The sequence below is a fragment of the Ligilactobacillus saerimneri genome (genome assembly GCF_036689625.1).
Lineage (GTDB): Bacteria > Bacillota > Bacilli > Lactobacillales > Lactobacillaceae > Ligilactobacillus > Ligilactobacillus saerimneri.
The window spans coordinates 959,557-977,398 of the sequence record NZ_CP144759.1 but is presented as its reverse complement, the minus strand read 5'-3'; the positions used below and the strand labels follow the sequence as shown (position 1 = coordinate 977,398).

Annotated in this window: 17 protein-coding genes; all 17 read left to right on the top strand. The window is 43.7% G+C overall.

Annotated elements, in window-relative coordinates; genetic code table 11:
• Positions 1 to 204: 204 nt before the first annotated feature.
• The gene (gene asnB / locus V3C97_RS04695) at positions 205 to 2,094 is read left to right on the top strand and encodes an asparagine synthase (glutamine-hydrolyzing) (protein ID WP_268889538.1); all 1,890 of its coding nucleotides are present in this window, start codon (positions 205 to 207) and stop codon (positions 2,092 to 2,094) included.
• Positions 2,095 to 2,116: 22 nt separating this feature from the next.
• Complete coding sequence (gene dapG / locus V3C97_RS04690; protein WP_317294290.1) at positions 2,117 to 3,319, top strand: aspartate kinase; 1,203 nt, start codon at positions 2,117 to 2,119, stop codon at positions 3,317 to 3,319.
• Between the two features lie 16 nt (positions 3,320 to 3,335).
• Positions 3,336 to 3,695, top strand: coding sequence for a DUF3397 family protein (locus V3C97_RS04685; RefSeq protein WP_338433883.1), 360 nt, complete (start codon positions 3,336 to 3,338; stop codon positions 3,693 to 3,695).
• Positions 3,696 to 3,843: 148 nt separating this feature from the next.
• Entirely contained in the window at positions 3,844 to 4,275 is a 432-nt protein-coding gene (gene mraZ / locus V3C97_RS04680; RefSeq protein ID WP_009553665.1) for a division/cell wall cluster transcriptional repressor MraZ, read from the top strand.
• A 10-nt stretch (positions 4,276 to 4,285) separates the two neighbouring features.
• Complete coding sequence (rsmH, locus tag V3C97_RS04675) at positions 4,286 to 5,233, top strand: 16S rRNA (cytosine(1402)-N(4))-methyltransferase RsmH (protein WP_216542689.1); 948 nt, start codon at positions 4,286 to 4,288, stop codon at positions 5,231 to 5,233.
• A 14-nt stretch (positions 5,234 to 5,247) separates the two neighbouring features.
• On the top strand, positions 5,248 to 5,610 hold the full coding sequence (ftsL, locus tag V3C97_RS04670) for a cell division protein FtsL (protein WP_283590320.1): 363 nt from the start codon (positions 5,248 to 5,250) through the stop codon (positions 5,608 to 5,610).
• On the top strand, positions 5,611 to 7,758 hold the full coding sequence (locus V3C97_RS04665; RefSeq protein WP_338433882.1) for a penicillin-binding transpeptidase domain-containing protein: 2,148 nt from the start codon (positions 5,611 to 5,613) through the stop codon (positions 7,756 to 7,758).
• 13 nt (positions 7,759 to 7,771) lie between these two features.
• On the top strand, positions 7,772 to 9,256 hold the full coding sequence (locus tag V3C97_RS04660; protein ID WP_268889535.1) for a UDP-N-acetylmuramoyl-L-alanyl-D-glutamate--2,6-diaminopimelate ligase: 1,485 nt from the start codon (positions 7,772 to 7,774) through the stop codon (positions 9,254 to 9,256).
• A 4-nt stretch (positions 9,257 to 9,260) separates the two neighbouring features.
• Positions 9,261 to 10,226, top strand: a complete 966-nt coding sequence (mraY, locus tag V3C97_RS04655) for a phospho-N-acetylmuramoyl-pentapeptide-transferase (RefSeq protein ID WP_338433881.1) — start codon at positions 9,261 to 9,263, stop codon at positions 10,224 to 10,226.
• Between the two features lie 18 nt (positions 10,227 to 10,244).
• Positions 10,245 to 11,624, top strand: coding sequence for a UDP-N-acetylmuramoyl-L-alanine--D-glutamate ligase (gene murD / locus V3C97_RS04650; protein ID WP_338433880.1), 1,380 nt, complete (start codon positions 10,245 to 10,247; stop codon positions 11,622 to 11,624).
• A complete protein-coding gene (gene murG, locus V3C97_RS04645) occupies positions 11,621 to 12,712 on the top strand; it encodes an undecaprenyldiphospho-muramoylpentapeptide beta-N-acetylglucosaminyltransferase (protein WP_338433879.1) in 1,092 nt (363 codons plus the stop codon). Before murD ends, murG begins: the two co-directional genes overlap by 4 nt.
• Positions 12,713 to 12,747: 35 nt before the next feature.
• On the top strand, positions 12,748 to 13,590 hold the full coding sequence (locus V3C97_RS04640) for a cell division protein FtsQ/DivIB (RefSeq protein WP_338433878.1): 843 nt from the start codon (positions 12,748 to 12,750) through the stop codon (positions 13,588 to 13,590).
• 129 nt (positions 13,591 to 13,719) lie between these two features.
• On the top strand, positions 13,720 to 15,051 hold the full coding sequence (ftsA, locus tag V3C97_RS04635; protein WP_180848396.1) for a cell division protein FtsA: 1,332 nt from the start codon (positions 13,720 to 13,722) through the stop codon (positions 15,049 to 15,051).
• Between the two features lie 20 nt (positions 15,052 to 15,071).
• Positions 15,072 to 16,301, top strand: coding sequence for a cell division protein FtsZ (gene ftsZ, locus V3C97_RS04630; RefSeq protein WP_338433877.1), 1,230 nt, complete (start codon positions 15,072 to 15,074; stop codon positions 16,299 to 16,301).
• Positions 16,302 to 16,326: 25 nt separating this feature from the next.
• Positions 16,327 to 16,737, top strand: coding sequence for a cell division protein SepF (locus V3C97_RS04625; RefSeq protein WP_338433876.1), 411 nt, complete (start codon positions 16,327 to 16,329; stop codon positions 16,735 to 16,737).
• 5 nt (positions 16,738 to 16,742) lie between these two features.
• Complete coding sequence (locus tag V3C97_RS04620; RefSeq protein WP_338433875.1) at positions 16,743 to 17,009, top strand: YggT family protein; 267 nt, start codon at positions 16,743 to 16,745, stop codon at positions 17,007 to 17,009.
• A 33-nt stretch (positions 17,010 to 17,042) separates the two neighbouring features.
• Positions 17,043 to 17,837, top strand: coding sequence for an RNA-binding protein (locus V3C97_RS04615; RefSeq protein ID WP_338433874.1), 795 nt, complete (start codon positions 17,043 to 17,045; stop codon positions 17,835 to 17,837).
• Positions 17,838 to 17,842: the final 5 nt, after the last annotated feature.

Below are 17,842 nucleotides of genomic sequence, written 5' to 3'. Positions count from 1 at the left end.
AGATTGAAAGGAGCAAAGTATGGCTAATCAAAAAATACCAGGAAAACGCCACCAAAAATAAAGGAAGTACAGGTGATAAATGTTACTTGTAAAATTGTTTAAACCAGTTTAATATCCTCCTAGAGAGTTTGAATTTTAGCAAACAAACTCGTATACTTTAACAAGTATCATAAAATTAATATTTAATTAGGGAGCGTTATTATTATGTGTGGAATTGCCGGTTTTGTAACTGACATCGAAATGGGTGCAGGCGATCAATACAAACAGCAAGTAATGCAAATGGAAAAATGCTATGTGCACCGTGGACCAGATGATAACGGTGAATTTATCGACACCAATGTTGCGATGGGCTTTAGACGCTTGAGCATCATTGACTTGGAAGGTGGTCACCAACCACTATCATATGATAACCAACGGTATTGGATTACTTTTAACGGAGAAATTTATAACTATATCGAATTACGGGAAATGTTAGCCAAGCAAGGCTATGAATTCCAGACAGACTCGGACACAGAAGTCCTCTTGGCAATGTATGTCCGGTATGGTGAAGAAGCAGTTAAGCATTTGCGCGGGATGTTTGACTTTGTGATCTGGGATACCCAAGAAAAAGTTCTGTTCGGGGCGCGGGATCACTTTGGGATCAAACCACTGTACTATGCGCAGGTAGGTGATAAGTTCTACTATGCTTCAGAAAACAAGGCCATTTATAGCCAATTACAAAAGGACCAACGGACCTTTGACAAAGACGCATTGCAGGATTATATGACATTTCAGTTTGTGCCTGAGCCAGAAACTTTGACCAAAGAAATTCGGATGTTGCAACCAGGACACTACTTTATCAAGCGGCCGGGAGAAGACATCCAGATTAAACGGTATTTTTATGCGCAATTTAAGCCAGTCGATCGCCCAGAAGACGAATACGTCAAGAAAGTGCGTGATGTGCTGATTGACTCTGTTAAAGCACACATGCGGGCAGACGTTCCAGTTGGGTCTTTCCTTTCCGGAGGGATCGATTCGTCGATCGTAGTGGCGATTGCTAAGGACTTAAACCCTAACTTGGAAACTATCTCTGTTGGATTTGAACGCGAAGGTTACAGTGAGTTAGATGTGGCCCAAGAAACAGCTGATAAGTTGGGAGTTAAGAACTTCAGTAGCGTGATCACTCCAGAAGAGTTTATGAAGACCTTCCCTCACTTTGTGTGGAGCATGGATGATCCATTGGCTGATCCAGCCGCTGTGCCACAGTACTTCTTGGCTAAAGAAGCTCGGAAGCGGGTAAAAGTAGCGTTGACTGGTGAAGGGGCCGACGAACTTTTCGGTGGCTACAAGATTTACCACGAACCAGAATCCTTGAAGTGCTTCAACTACACCAAGCCAATCAATGGTTTGTTGCATAAGATTGCTGAAATTGCTCCGGAAGGAATGAAGGGGAAGAGCTTCTTGATGCGGGGCACTACACCACTGGAAAAGCGGTATGTTGGGAATGCCTTCATCTTTGATGAAGAGGAAAAGAAACAATTCATCAAGGACTACAATGCAGATCATTCTTTCGACAAGATTACCGCGCCACTGTACCGTGATTCAAAGGATTACGATCCAATTACCCGGATGCAGTTTATCGATATGCACCAGTGGCTAAACGGGGACCTCTTGCGGAATGCTGACCGGACCACTATGGCGCACTCGTTAGAATTACGGACACCGTTCCTCGATGTCAATGTATTCAAAGTTGCGAGTGAGATTCCAGCTAAATACCGGATCGCGCATGGCACTACTAAGTATATCTTGCGGCAAGCAGCCGAAGGCATTGTTCCTGCCCACGTCTTACACCGGCCAAAACTGGGCTTCCCGGTTCCAATTCGCTTCTGGTTGAAAAACGAAATGTATGACTGGGCCCGTCAGATTATCAATGACTCCCAGACAGACTACTTATTCAACAAACAATACTTCTTACAATTATTAGAAGATCATCGGCAGGATAAACGTGATAACTCACGGAAACTATGGACTGTTTTGACATTCATGATGTGGCACAAGCTCTATGTGGAAGAACCTCATTTGATGACGTCAAAAGAGGCAGCTGCAACCTTATAAAAATTAAAGGGGAGATTTGATTATGAAGATTATCGTGCAAAAGTTTGGTGGAACTTCCGTTAAGGATGAAGAAGCGCGTAGTCAAGCAATGAAGCACATTCGCTACGCCGTCGACCAAGGATTTAAAGTGGCAGTAGTTGTTTCTGCGATCGGGCGTAAAGGGGCACCTTATGCTACTGATTCCTTGCTTGATCTTGTGGGTGGTGAAGATACTAAACTTTCCGCACGGGAACTTGATATGATTGTCTCTGTGGGTGAAGTGATCTCTACTGCTGTCATGACTGAGCTTTTACGGACTAACGGTTTTGCAGCCACCGGGATGACTGGACCAGATGCGGGCTTTAGAACAAACAATGACTTCCAAAATGCCAAGGTGCTGGATGTTGATACAGACAATATCATGGAAGCCTTCCAAACTAATGATGTAGTTGTGGTTGCCGGCTTCCAAGGTTTATCACGGTCCCATCATGTAACCACGCTGGGGCGTGGGGGCTCTGATACGAGTGCTGCTTTGTTAGGGGCGGCTTTAGGTGCAGAATGGGTTGACATCTTCACGGATGTATCAGGGATGATGACGGGGGACCCACGCATTGTCAAGCAGGCCCAGTTCTTAGAAGCAGTGAGTTACGAAGAAGTAGCCAATATGGCCAACGAAGGGGCCAAGGTTATTCATCCGCGGGCCGTGGAAGTAGCCCAGCAAGCACATCTGCCAATGCACATTCGGTCCACTTGGGATGATGTCGATCAATCAGGAACCCTAGTTACTGATCGCAACTTACAAATTGAACATTATCGGACCGTTGTGGGTGTTACCCAACAAACAGATTTGACCCAGTTTGTGGTTAAGACCAAGGCGATGGCAACAGCTGACGTGTTGAACTTGTTAGCTAACAACGGTATCAGTGTTGACTTTATCAATATTTCACCTGAAAAGATTATCTTTAATCTCAACCGGAGTGAAGCTAAGCAGGCCTGCAACTTACTAACCCAAGCTAATGCTGATTTTGAAACTATTGCAGGTTGTGTCAAGATCGCAGTAATTGGGTCAGGGATGGCTGGTACTCCCGGGATTACTGCCAAGATTGTTTCCACTTTGGCTGCTAAAAATATTACTATTTTACAGACGACTGATAGTCATACAACGATTTGGGTATTAGTCAATGGCAAAGATATGGAAGTAGCAGTTAACGCATTGCACGATGCTTTCTTACTCAACCAGGATTAAGAGAAAGGCTTGACTTATGCTGGAATGGTGGGAGCAATTAATAATATTAGCCGTAGTCTGGTTGATATTGTCGTTGATCCGCAAAAAATGGCCTGGCTTTTGGCGTCGGCTACATGTTAAACGGTTAGATATAGTGGTGATCCCCTTATTTATTGGCGTCTGTGATCTCTCAACGCAGGTGTTCAAATTGTCACTGTTTCCGTATATTGTTTTTTTACTGGCTGTGATGGGGATCTTGATCATCGTGGGAATAGTGAGCCAAAACGGAGATTTGATTTATCGAACCTTCTTTCTGTATTTTTGGCGGTTAACCGATATCTTGATACTGGTGATCTACATCGTTTTATTGGGGTTACGACTCTTCAAATATTTATAAAAGTTAATGTTAATTTAGAAAGATTGAAATCGGTTGTGGTTTCAATCTTTTTTTATTTGTCAGAAAAGTGGGGAGAGTGGGATATTATGTGGTTGAAAGTGGGGAATTGTGGTAATATTTATTTTGTATAGGAAGGTGGTGTGACCAAATGTTCATGGGCGAGTTCCAACATACGATTGATAGTAAGGGGCGGCTAATTGTTCCGGCAAAGTTTCGTAAGCAATTAGTCCCCAATTTTGTTGTGACGCGCGGCATGGATGGATGTTTATTTGGTTACCCCATGGACCAATGGAAAATCCTCGAAGAAAAAATTCAAAAATTACCAGTGACGAAGCATAGTGCGCGGACATTCACGCGGTTCTTTTATTCAGCAGCGACGGAATGCGAGTTTGATAAACAAGGCAGAATCAATCTTCCAGCATCACTGCGCAAGCATGCAGCATTGGAAAAACAATGCGTGGTCGTTGGTGTTTCGAACCGGATTGAAATTTGGTCAGCAGAACGTTGGGAAGCATTCTCCACTGAAGCGGAGGAGAACTTCGATGATATTGCTGAAGACATGATTGACTTTGACTTATAGGAGTAGGGCGATGGCGGATTTTAATCACATAACAGTACTGCTCAATGAAGCAGTAGATGCGCTGATCACCACCCCTGATGGAACCTATGTGGACTGCACGTTAGGTGGGGGTGGTCACACTAAAAATATTTTGAACCACTTGAGTGCGACAGGACATTTGTATAGTTTTGACCAGGATGACACTGCGATTACCTATAACCGAAAACAATTAGCACCGGCGATTGCAGCGGGCCATTTGACCCTAGTTGAAAGTAACTTTCGTAACCTAAAAGAAGCATTAACTCACCATGGTGTGCAGCGGGTAACAGGGGTTTTATATGACCTGGGCGTTTCTTCCCCCCAGTTTGATGATGCAGAGCGGGGGTTCAGTTATCGTTATGACGCGCCATTAGACATGCGGATGGATCAGCGACAAGCCCTAACCGCCCAAACAGTGGTTAATGAATGGGAATATGGGCAACTAGTGAAGATTTTTCACCGTTATGGGGATGAAAAGTTTGCTAAACAAATTGCCCGGCGGATTGAAAAAGTACGCCAGGATCACCCGATCGTGACAACCGGGGAGTTGGTAGATATTATCAAGACCGCAATTCCTGCGCGGGCCCGCCGTACTGGTGGTCATCCCGCTAAAAAAGTTTTTCAGGCAATTCGCATTGCTGTTAACGATGAAATGGGGGCGTTGGAAGCTTCCCTCCACCAAGCATTAGATCTGCTTGCAGTTGGTGGTCGGGTTGCTGTTATTACGTTCCAACCCTTAGAAGATCGGATTGTTAAGGATATTTTTCGGGAGCATTCTCAGGTGCGAGATGTACCCCAAGGCTTACCAGTAATTCCGCCTGAATTACAACCTGATTTTAAGTTAGTCACGCGGAAACCGATCGTCCCATCAGCAACAGAGTTAGCAAACAACCGGCGCGCTCATTCAGCGCGGTTACGGGTAATCGAGAGAATTAAATAGGCAGGTGCATTCAAATGCAAAGTACAGCGCGAAACATTAGCCCGGCCAGACAACCTCAAAGCTTACACCACAGCAGTACATATGTCCGGCCTCAAACAAACCTTAATACATATCATAAAGTTGAAGTTGTAGCAGTTTTCATTGCTATCGCTTGGTGTTTATTGTTGGCAACCTTTGTCGTTGCATCAAGCGTTAGTGCGTCAGTTGCCCAGAACCAATTACAGGCTGCCACTGAAAAGGTGACCAAGTTAAAGACAAAAAATAGCAATGCCAAACAAGAAATCAGTGAATTATCTTCCCGTTCACGCTTGGAAAGCATCGCTAAAGATTCTGGTTTGACTATGAACTCCAAAAACGTAAGGAATGTTACTAAGTAAATGAGAATCAATAAGAAGCGACAGGTAGAAGCTCGCATTAGACAGTACAGTAGGAATCATTTTGGAAGGTATCTCTTTTTTATTGTGCTCGGTCTTTTTGTGATCTTTATCGGGCGCTTTTTTTATGTAAGCGTTTTTCATCGCGCTAATGGGAAGAACCTGACCGCAATGGTCCAGAAATTATACGCTAAAGAAACTATGATTCCAGCTAAGCGGGGGACGATCTATGACGCGGAGGATCAACCGATTGCCGAAGATACCACCACATATTCTGTGTACATCGTTTTATCTAAAGAAGCGGTTAATTATGGTAAGAAAGAATATTTACCAAGCTCGCAAAAAGAGAAGGCTGCTCAGGTTTTAAGCAAGAACTTATCCATGAGTTATACCAAGGTTTTACGGGCGATCAATATGGGGTTGAACCAACACCTGTACCAAGTAGAACTAGGGACGGCAGGGAAAAATATTTCCCTGGAAACCAAGAAACGTATTCAAGCGGCCAAAGTACCAGGGATTAAGTTTACAGCCCAACAAAACCGTCTTTATCCTAATGGAATCTTTGCGTCACACTTAATCGGGATTACCAAGAGTAAGGATGGTGATTTAACCGGGATTACAGGACTAGAAAAGCAGTATAATCGCTTGTTAAAGGGTGAGAACGGAGTGAAAAAATCTTCGGCTGCCGGACAAGGCTTGCAGGGATTAAAAACTGCCCAAAAAGAAAAGCCGGCTAAAAACGGTGATAATATCTATACGACAATCAATCCCCAGTTACAGACATATTTGGAAACGTTGATGTCTAAGGCTGATGAGACATACCATCCTGAAAACATCAATGCTGTTTTGATGGATGCTAAAACCGGTGCAATCAAAGCTGCCTCACAGCGACCGACGTATAATGCACAGACGCGTGAAGGAATGGACAAGATGTGGCGGAATACATTGCTGGAAGACGCATATGAACCTGGGTCTACCATGAAGGCCTTTACGGTAGCAGCTGCGATTGATTCAGGCCATTTTAACCCTAACGAGTACTATCGTTCAGGGACGTACAGCATTGACGGGTCCAAGATAACCGACTGGAACCCAAGTGGTTGGGGCTATATTTCGTATGCTGAAGCCTTCTTCCGGTCCTCGAACGTGGTGATGGCTCATTTAGAAGAGAAGATGGGCTCGAAGACATGGCTCCAATATATTAAGAAGTTTGGCTTCTTGAAATCGACAAATTCTGGGTTGGGTGATGAAGCTCAGGGCTCGATTCAATACCAATACCCAATTGACAGTGCTAATACTTCCTATGGTCAGGGGATCAACGTGACTGTTTTACAGATGCTTCAAGCCTATACGGCAATTGCTAACAATGGTAAGATGATAAAGCCACGTTTGATTGATAAAATCGTTGATCCTAATACAGGGAAAACGGTCTATCAGTCGCATACGACAACCGTCGGTAAGCCAATTAAGGCAAGCACGGCCGCTAAGGTGCGTGAACTGATGGAAGGCGTAGTTTACGAAAAGAACGGGACGGGGAAGTCTTATCAAATTGATGGTTACAAAGTTGCCGTTAAAACAGGGACTGCGCAGATTGCCAGCACTGATGGTGGTTACCAACGTGGGGAAACTAATAATATTTTCTCAGTAGCAGGGATAGCCCCAGCTGACAATCCGCGGTATATTCTATATGTAACTGTTAAGAAGCCAAAGACCTTTGCTGGTCAAAACGAAGGACAAATGGTAGCTTCGATTTTCAATCCACTGATGAAGCAAGCACTGGACGAAGATACAAGTGGTTATCAAGCTACAAGTATTGCAATGCCTGATGTCAAAGGCAAAAAAGTTGCCCAAGCACAAAAGCAATTACTCGAAAAAGGCCTGCAGGTGACAGTGGTGGGCAACGGCACGAAAATCAAAGCCCAGTCGGTTCCAGCAAAAAGTAGCTTGATCAGTGGCGCACGAGTTGTATTATTAACTGCGGGCACCAAACAAATGCCGAATATTACGGGCTGGTCGCGGAGTGACGTGGTTGCACTCCAGGATATTTTAGGAATCACGATCAAGACCTCCGGTTCAGGCTATGTTGCCAAGCAAAGTGTCAAGGCGGGGACTAACCTCGCAAAGGTAAAACAAATTGAAGTAAAATTAAAATAAATTGGTGAGGAAAATGTTAGCAAGTCAACTGATTAATACATTACGATTTAAAACACGGCCGGTGCCGGATTTTGCAGACTTTACGGTTAATCTGGTTACCCAAGATACCCGGGAGATTGAGCCGGGAAGTATTTTTGTGGCTATCAAGGGGTTTAGCGTCGATGGACATAAATTTGTGCCAGCGGCTGTTGCCAACGGGGCTCAGCTGATTGTGGCCCAAGAGCCAGTAACAACGACGGTACCAGTGATTTATGTCAACGATACCCGGCGGGCCCTAGCCGAGTTAGGGGATGCCTTTTATGGACGCCCAAGTCACCAAATGCAGATTGTTGGGGTCACTGGGACAAATGGGAAAACAACGGTAACTCATATGATTGATGCAATTTTCAGGCACCATGGCGAGCAAACCGGGTTAATCGGAACCATGTATCGGCGTATTGGTCAGAAAAAATTTCCGACTGCCAATACCACTCCGGATGTTTTGACCCTCCAAAAAACACTCAAGCAGATGGTTGATAGCCAGGTAACGACAGTTGCAATGGAAGTATCTTCGATTGCCCTGATTCAGGGACGTGTCTGGGGGGTTGATTTTGATACCGCAGTGTTCACTAACTTTACCCAGGACCACCTAGACTATCACAAAACCATGGCAGAGTATGCCCATGCTAAGAGTTTGCTGTTTGCGCAGTTAGGTAATACCTATGGAAGCAACGGGCGGCCTAAAGTGGCGGTGATGAATATTGATGATCCTATGGGAGAAAAATTCCAAGCTGATACCGCTGCTGAAGTTTTGACTTATGGGATTAAAAACCACCGCGCAATGGTGCGGGCCCAGAATGTTAAAATCCATGAACGGGGAACCGACTTTGACCTCATTGTTTTTGGTGAAAAGCATCATTTAACGGTTAAAACTGTCGGTTTATTCAATGTTTATAACTTGCTAGCTGCCTTTGGTGCAGGCTATGTCGCTGGGATCAGCACGGCAGAATTAATTGCTACCTTAGAGGCATTTCCAGGTGTGAAGGGGCGGTTGCAATTAATCACTTCAGCTTCTGGGGTGAGTGCAATTGTTGATTATTCCCATACGCCGGATGGACTATTAAACGCCCTTACTACTATCAATGATTTCGCACCCCGGGATGTTTACTGTGTCATTGGCTGTGGTGGTGATCGTGATCGGAGCAAGCGTCCGAAGATGGCTAAGATTGCCGTTGAAAATAGTGATCACGTGTTCTTTACTTCGGATAACCCACGAACAGAAGATCCAGAGGCAATCTTAGATGAAGTAGTTGCTGGTGTACCAGCCGGGTATCATTATGATCGTATCACTGACCGCCGGGCAGCAATTCAGACAGCAATTCACCAAGCTCAAGCCGGAGATATTGTTTTGATTGCCGGCAAAGGGCATGAAGATTATCAAATAATTGGTACAACAAAGCATCATTTTGACGATGTTGAAGAAGCCACCAAGGCATTAGAGATAAAGGAGAAGAAGTAAGAAAATGACTAATCTTGAATTGGTAATACCGTTATTATCAAGTTTTATTTTGACCTTGATTTTCACACCGGTATTAATTAAGTATGCACATCAAAAACACATGGGACAGATGATCCGCGAAGAAGGGCCACAATGGCACCAGAAAAAAGCCGGCACGCCAACTATGGGGGGCTTTGTTTTCAACTTTGCAATTTTGATCACATGTTTATGGACACCATTGGTATTGCACCAAATGACACCACAGATTCTGGTTTTAGACTTCATTTTGATGCTCTATGGCTTTTTAGGTTTCTGGGATGATTCCATCAAGTTGCTCAAGAAGCAAAATGAAGGGTTGACGGCCCGGCAAAAATTATTCGGACAAATTATCGGTGCAGTAGTTTTCTTGGTTGTTTACTGGTACTGCGGATTACCATTTTCATTGAACTTTTTCGGATATGAACTTAACTTAGGGATTATTTATGTTTTATTTGTAGCTTTTTGGTTAGTTGGTTTTTCCAATGCGGTCAACTTAACAGACGGGATTGATGGCTTGGTTACAGGCCAGGCTATCATCGCCTTTGGCGCTTATGGAGTCATCGCGTATGTCGAAAACCATACAGATATTTTGTTGTTCTGTATTGCTGTTATTGGTGCCTTGTTAGCATTCATGTTTTACAATCACAAACCAGCTAAGATCTTCATGGGGGACATGGGGTCACTTGCTTTGGGTGGGGCTTTAGCAGCCACTTCCATCTTGTTACACCATGAATTGTCATTGCTGGCAATTGGGATTATCTTTGTGGCAGAAACCTTGAGTGTAATCCTTCAGGTGGCATCATTTAAGTTAACTGGCAAGCGCATCTTCCTCATGAGTCCAATTCACCACCATTTTGAAAAGTTAGGGTGGAGCGAATGGCGGATCGACATCACTTTTTGGCTAGTGGGGTTAGTCTTTGCGATCGTCACGGTAATGATCATTATTAACTAAGGTAAGGAAGTATCAACGATGAAGAACGTAACTAAATATCAAAATAAGCACGTTTTGGTGCTAGGTCTCGGTACAAGTGGGGTTAATGCTGCCAACTTATTACTTAAATTAGGGGCTAAAGTGACTGTCAACGATAAGCAAACACCGGCTGATTTAACTGTGGTTACAAAACTACAAGCAGCTGGAATTACAGTGGTAACTGGGAGTCACCCCTTGGAACTGTTGGACGGGGTTGACTTGATGGTTAAAAATCCCGGTATCCCGTACACTAACGTTTTAGTGGCAGCCGCGGTTGACCGGGGAATTCCGGTCATTACTGAACCTGAGCTGGCATACGAAGTCAGTGAAGCACCGATGTACTGTGTAACGGGTTCAAATGGTAAAACCACTACCACAACTATGATTACATTGATGTTAAATCAAGGACGAAAGAACGGGCGTGCTGTTGCTGTCGGTAACATTGGAGTTTCTGCCAGCAAGGTTGCTCAGGAAGTCACACCAGCTGATACTTTAGTTACTGAAATATCGAGTTTTCAATTGATGGGAATTACCGACCTCCATCCGCACATTGCAGTCCTAACTAACATCTACCAGGCTCATACTGATTGGCATCAAACACACGCTAACTACATTAAGGCTAAGATGCGGGTCACGATGAACCAGACAGCGGATGATTACTTTGTGGTCAACTGGGATGTTCCTGAAGCCAGAGAAGTGGCTAACCATACCCAAGCACAAGTGATACCTTTCTCCCGCCAAGCACTGACAACTAATGGTGCTTATGAAGAAGATGGGGTTTTGTATTATCAAGACGAAGCAATTATGCCAGCTGCAGAAATCAAAGTTCCGGGGACCCACAATGTTGAGAATGCCTTAGCTGCGATTGCAGTTGCTAAGCTTTGTGGAAAGAGTAATCACGATATTATCGAGGTGCTCAAAACTTTCTCCGGGGTGCGGCACCGGACGCAGTTCGTAACAACGGTCAACGAACGTAAAGTTTACAATGATTCTAAAGCAACTGATATTGAAGCTACGCAGAAGGCACTGGACGGGTTCACTGCGCCAGTTGTTCTTCTAGCTGGTGGTTTGGACCGTGGTTTTACCTTTGACCGGTTAGTGCCTGATTTGCAAAAGCACGTGCGGGCGATGGTTGTCTTTGGTGAAACAGCTGATTTGATGGCCGATGCTGGGCAAAAGGCTGGTATCAAAGAGATTATTCATTCGCAAAATGCGGTAACCGCAGTTCCCGAAGCATATCGTTTGAGCCAGCCGGGCGATATTATTTTGCTCTCACCAGCATGTGCTAGTTGGGATCAATGGCCAACGTTTGAAGTACGGGGGGACCGGTTCATCGAAGCAGTTGAACAGTTGAAAGCACAAGTGGAGGTAGCAAAATGAGAATTATTGTATCTGGTGGTGGAACTGGGGGCCACATCTACCCAGCATTAGCACTGATTGAAGCGATCAAGCAAAAAGATCCCCAGGCGGAAGTCCTGTACGTCGGAACGCACCGTGGTTTAGAGAGTAGAATTGTTCCTGACGCCGGCATTCCTTTCAAGACAATTGAAATTCAGGGATTTAAGCGGTCGTTATCGTTAGATAATTTCAAGACCATCTACCTCTTTTTAAAGAGTGTTCATGATTCTAAACGGATCATCAAAGACTTTAAACCCGATGTGGTGATTGGAACCGGGGGCTATGTCTGTGGTGCCGTGGTTTATGCAGCTGCAAGATTAAAGATTCCAACGATGATTCATGAGCAAAACAGTGTGGCGGGAGTTACTAATAAATTCTTAGCCCGGTTTGTTGACAAGATCGGTATTTGCTTTGAAGATGCCCGAAATGATTTTCCAGCGCGGAAGGTAGTCTTTACTGGGAATCCACGGGCCCAACAAGTCGCTAATATGCAACCGACAGGACGGTTAACTGAGTATGGACTTGACCCTAAAAAGCCAACCGTGATGATCTTTGGTGGGTCACGGGGAGCACGGCCTATCAACGAAGCAAGTATCGCTACTTTGCCCATGTTTAAGGGGGCTGCCTACCAAGTCCTATTTGTAACAGGACAAGCCCACTATGAAAAAACCAAAATCGCCTTGCGGGATGTTGCTGTTCCTGACAATGTTAAGGTAGTACCATACATTCCGGATATGCCCCAGATTTTGCCAGAAATTGATTGCATTGTGGGGCGGGCTGGGGCTACTAGTTTAGCTGAAATTACTGCTTTGGGGATTCCAACTATTCTAATTCCTAGTCCTTATGTAACTAATGACCACCAAACAAAGAATGCACTGAGTCTGGTAAAACAAGACGCAGCTTTGATGATCAAGGAAGAAGATCTTAATCAAAAAACGTTATTTGCTAACGTTCAACAAGTTATGCAAGATGAACAAGAACGGCAGCAAATGGGGCAAAATGCCCGGCAGGCAGGTGTACCTGATGCTGCTAACAAAGTAATCGCTGTCCTACAAGAAATTATGCACTAATTACAGGGTGTACTTGAGCTGAAGGGAGGGAGCATATGAAACTAGGGCGTTATCCAAAAACTTTTCGTGCCCAGGGACCATTAACACCTTGGGAAAAAGCGCAAAAGCAGCGGGCCAAAAAGGTGCGCAAACAAAGAGAGATACCACTATTCAAAAAATTGCGACGGAAAATGCCCAAGACAAACAATGTGCGCAAACGACGCCTCCACAAAAACGCCACTATTTTAGTGACGTTTTTTATGGTAATTGCGTTGCTGGCATTTTATTTTTGTCTTCCAATCAGCCGGGCCAACAAGATTCAAGTTCGGCATGCTAACTCATATGTTCAAGCTAAAATTATTCGGGCTAGTGGAATCACTTCTGGGGAGTCTTTCTTTTTGGTTCGCCTCCACCAGCGTGCTATTGAGCAAAAAATCAAGACTGATGTCCGGGCTGTGCAGCATGTATCTTTGAACTACCAGGCTGGCAAGGTGGTGTTGGATGTTAAAAATCATCCACCAGTGGGCTATCAAAGTGATGGGAATACATACCGAGTGATTGCCGATAACGGGAGTATCCTGTCGCAACCATTAACTGATACTAAGGATAATATCCCAGTGTTCTTTAATTTTAAGCAAGCAACACAATTGCAAGCGACAGCACAGCAGATAGCCAAGTTACCACCACGGATCCGCAATGCTATTTCTGAGATTCATTATGCACCAACTAAAACCAGTACAACGCGGCTTCATTTGTATATGAACGATGGAAATCAAGTTTTGATTTTGATCCCTGATGTTAGTCAGAAAATGAAATACTATCCAGGAATAGCAAGTAAACTTAAAGGAAAAAGTATGATTGATCTGCAAGTAGGGGCGTATTCGTATGCGTTAAAATAAAAAAATTTAAAACGAAGTTACAATCCCTTGATATACCTAGTACAACAGGTATTTCTTGTGGTAATATTAAGTTATTAAAATATGCATAAATTGTTTTTAATCTGAATAATTAAAAAGGAGGTCTGTAAGGTGGATAGTTCTGGAATATACGTAGGATTGGACATCGGTACGACTTCGATAAAAATAATCATCGCAGAATATGTAAAAAAGCAACTAAATATTATTGGTTATGGGAATACGCGTTCAGCAGGTTTGAACCGGGGTGTGATCGTTGATATTGACCAAACAGTCGGCGCCATTCGGGATGCTATTAAGCAGGCTGAACAGCGGGCTAACTTTGAAATTCGTGACGTAGTAGTAGGGATCCCTGCTAACTTGTTAGAAATCGAAAAGTGTCATGGTATGATCGCGGTTTCACAAGCTGATGGCAAGTCCAAAGAGATCACTGATGAGGATGTTTACGAAGTCACACAAGCAGCTTTAGTACAAAGTCTTCCTCCTGAAAGGGACGTAATTGATATCATTCCAGATGAATTTGTTGTAAATGGTCTTGATGGTATCAAAGATCCACGCGGAATGGAAGGAGTCCGTTTAGAGATGCGGGCTGTCATGTACACTGGACCAAAGACTATCTTACACAATATCAAAAAGTGTATCGAAAAAGCGGGACTCCATATTAGAGAAACGGTAGTTGCACCATTAGCAAGCGCTCATTTGGCCTTAAATGAAGGTGAACAGGACTTTGGATCAATCGTGATTGATATGGGTGGCGGTCAGACCACAGCTGCGGTTATTCACGACCACAAACTAAAATATACATATGTTGATCAAGAAGGTGGCGATTTCGTCACTCGGGATATTTCGGTTGTTTTGAATACATCAGTTGAAAATGCAGAACAATTAAAGGTTACGTATGGTTACGCTTTGAGTAGTTTAGCTGACAAGGACAATAAATTCCCTGTTCAAGTTGTTGGACAGCAGGATCCGGAAGAAGTCAGTGAAAATTATTTAGCCCAAATCATCGAAGCACGGTTGCAACAAATTTTCACTAAACTAGCTACTGCTTTAGATAAAGTTAATGCCTTGAGTCTTCCTGGTGGAATTATCCTAACAGGCGGTATGACCGCTATTCCTGGGATCGAGGAATTAGCCGAAGACATCTTTGGGGTGCACGTCAAGAAGTTTGTTCCTCAAGAAATGAATCTCCGTAGCCCGGCATTTACTCAAGTGATTGGCTTGGTTGACTACGTGACAAGCGAAAATGAAATCGAACGGGTAGTTAAGAGTTCATTAGGGACAGCTGATTTTGAACAAGCTACTACTTATGACGAAGATGATAGCTATGAGGATGAACCTGATATGGTTCAACTCCCACCACAACCTAAGAAACCTAAGAAAAAGAAGAATAAAAACAAGCGTCCTGGGGGTCTTCGGAGCTTGTTTAGCAATTTCTTTGATTAAATCGTAATGGAGGAACGACTATGAGCAATGTAGATTTTCAAATTGACGACCAACAATTAGGAACCAAAATCAAAGTTATCGGTGTCGGGGGCGGTGGCGGAAATGCCATCAACCGGATGATCCAAGATAACGTTAAGGGGGTTGAATTCATTGCAGCCAATACTGATATTCAAGCCCTTAAGAAATCAGCAGCTGAAACCAAAATCCAATTAGGACCTAAATTGACTCGTGGTTTAGGGGCAGGAGCTAACCCTGATATTGGGGCTAAAGCAGCACAAGAAAGTGAAGAAGCTATCAGCCAAGCACTTGAAGGGGCAGACATGATCTTCGTTACTGCAGGTATGGGCGGTGGTACCGGGACCGGTGCTGCACCTGAAATTGCCAAGATTGCTAAGTCCCAAAATGCTTTGACAGTTGGGGTGGTTACTCGTCCGTTTAGTTTTGAAGGACCAAAACGTTCCCGTTCAGCAGCTGATGGGATGGACAAGTTGCGTGAAAATGTTGATACACTGGTTATTATCTCTAACAACCGCTTACTAGAAATTGTTGACAAGAAGACTTCTATCATGGATGCTTTCCAAGAAGCCGACAATGTTTTACGCCAAGGGGTTCAAGGAATTTCTGATTTGATTACTTCACCAGGTTACATTAACTTGGACTTCTCTGATGTGAAGACCATCATGCAAAACCAAGGTGCTGCTTTGATGGGAATCGGGACTGCAAACGGCGAAAACCGGGTTGCTGAAGCAACGAAACAAGCAATTTCATCCCCACTATTAGAAGTATCTATCGAAGGGGCAGAACAAGTTCTGTTGAACATTACTGGTGCTAACGACTTGGCCTTACAAGAAGCTCAAGAAGCAGCTAACATTGTTGCGCAAGCAGCTTCAAGTGATGTGGATATTATCTTTGGTACTTCCGTCAATGAAGATCTAGAAGGTTCAGTGGTTATCACTGTAATCGCCACTGGCATTGACAAAAATAAGAAAAAAAAAGCTCCCGCTCGGCGAGTAGCCAGCGCTACTGATTCTACAAGCAGTAACAGTGATCAACGCAATGATGACGATCGTTTTAACAACTGGAATCTGAACCGAGAAATTAACAACGATCGGCAGGTTAACCGGCGCAACGATGTAGAAGAATTTGCTAATGTTGAAAAGAAAGATTTCGATGTTTTTCAAGCTGACTCTGATACTGATGATCATAACGATGATCTGAACATGCCACCTTTCTTACGGCATCGGCGCTAGTTTGAGATATAAAGGAGGTTCTTAGATGTCATTTAGTGATCGGATTAACAATTGGTTTGGCAGTAATGAAACGTATGAAGATTATGACGTCCCTCCTGAAAGTGAAAATGATACTAAAGTAATGTCTTTAGTATCAGCCCGTAAAGAAATGGAAGCACAAAAAGAACATAAAATTATCTTGTTTGAACCGCGTGTCTTTTCAGACGTAAAGGTGATTGGAAACCATTTGTTAAACGGTGAACCAGCGATCATCAATTTTCAAAGAATGGAAGAGGACCAGGCTTTACGTATTGTTGATTTTCTTTCAGGAATTGTTTTCGCCCAAAATGGAGATATTAAGCGGATTGGGGAACAAATTTTCTTGTGCACACCGGAACAGTACCGGGTCGAAGGTGACCTGACTGATTCGTTAGCACGTAAATATAGGAGAGAATAACGTACATGTTGTTTGTATTAATCAATTATTTGTTCTACGGATACTCATTAGCGATAATAGTCTACGTCTTAATGTCGTGGTTTCCGGGTGCATATCAGAGTACTCTGGGGCGGTGGTTGCGGCAGATATGTGAGCCGTACTTGCAGCTATTTAATTTTATTCCGCCGATTATGGGATTAAGTTTTGCGCCATGGGTGGCGCTGATTGCGCTTCGATTTATCCATTTAGGATTACTATTTGTGCTGGAAATGCTTTTGCGGATAGTGATGTAGTGAAGTTTTATTGGGATAGTATAGGTGACTTAAGTGAAGGACGACGTTTATCAACATTTCAAACGGGAAGAAGTACCGGTAATTGATGCTTTTTTCGACCGCATTAATCAGGTGCAAAATGAGTACCGACCGATCCTAACGGAGTTTCTTGATCCACGGATGCAATATATTGCCCAATCTTTAGTGGGCCAACGAGATGATGTCCGAGTAAGATTTTTTGGTGGTTATGCAAATGCTGAACGAAAGCGCGCCTTGTTTTATCCTGAATATTTCACGCCTACTGAAGCTGACTTCAAGGTTGTACCGTTGGAGATAGGTTATCCGCAAAAGTTTAGCCAATTGGCTCATGGACAAATTTTGGGAACTTTTGCTAATGCGGGCTTAGACCGTAATGTTCTAGGTGATATTATTACCGATGGACAACGTTGGCAGATTTTGGTTAACCAAGATTTAGCCGCATACCTGGTTGGGCAAATTGACCGGGTTGGGAAAATAAAAGTGCGTTTACAGCAATTATCCTTGGCAGATTTACTTATTCCGCAAGCGGATGAAGCTGAAGTAATGGTCTTAAATTTAAATTCTTCCCGACTTGATAGTGTTATTGCTGGTGCATACAACATTTCACGTAAGAGTGCTAAGGATCTAATCAAAGAAAAACGGGTCCACCTGAATTGGATGATGGTTGAAAAACCTGACCTAGAAATTGGCGAGCACGATATCCTTTCAGTGCGACGCTATGGTCGCATCAAGGTAGGGCCAGTATTAGGGATAACGAGAAAAGACAAGATTCGACTAGAAGTTAGTGTGGTTAGGAAAAAGAAACGATAACTTGG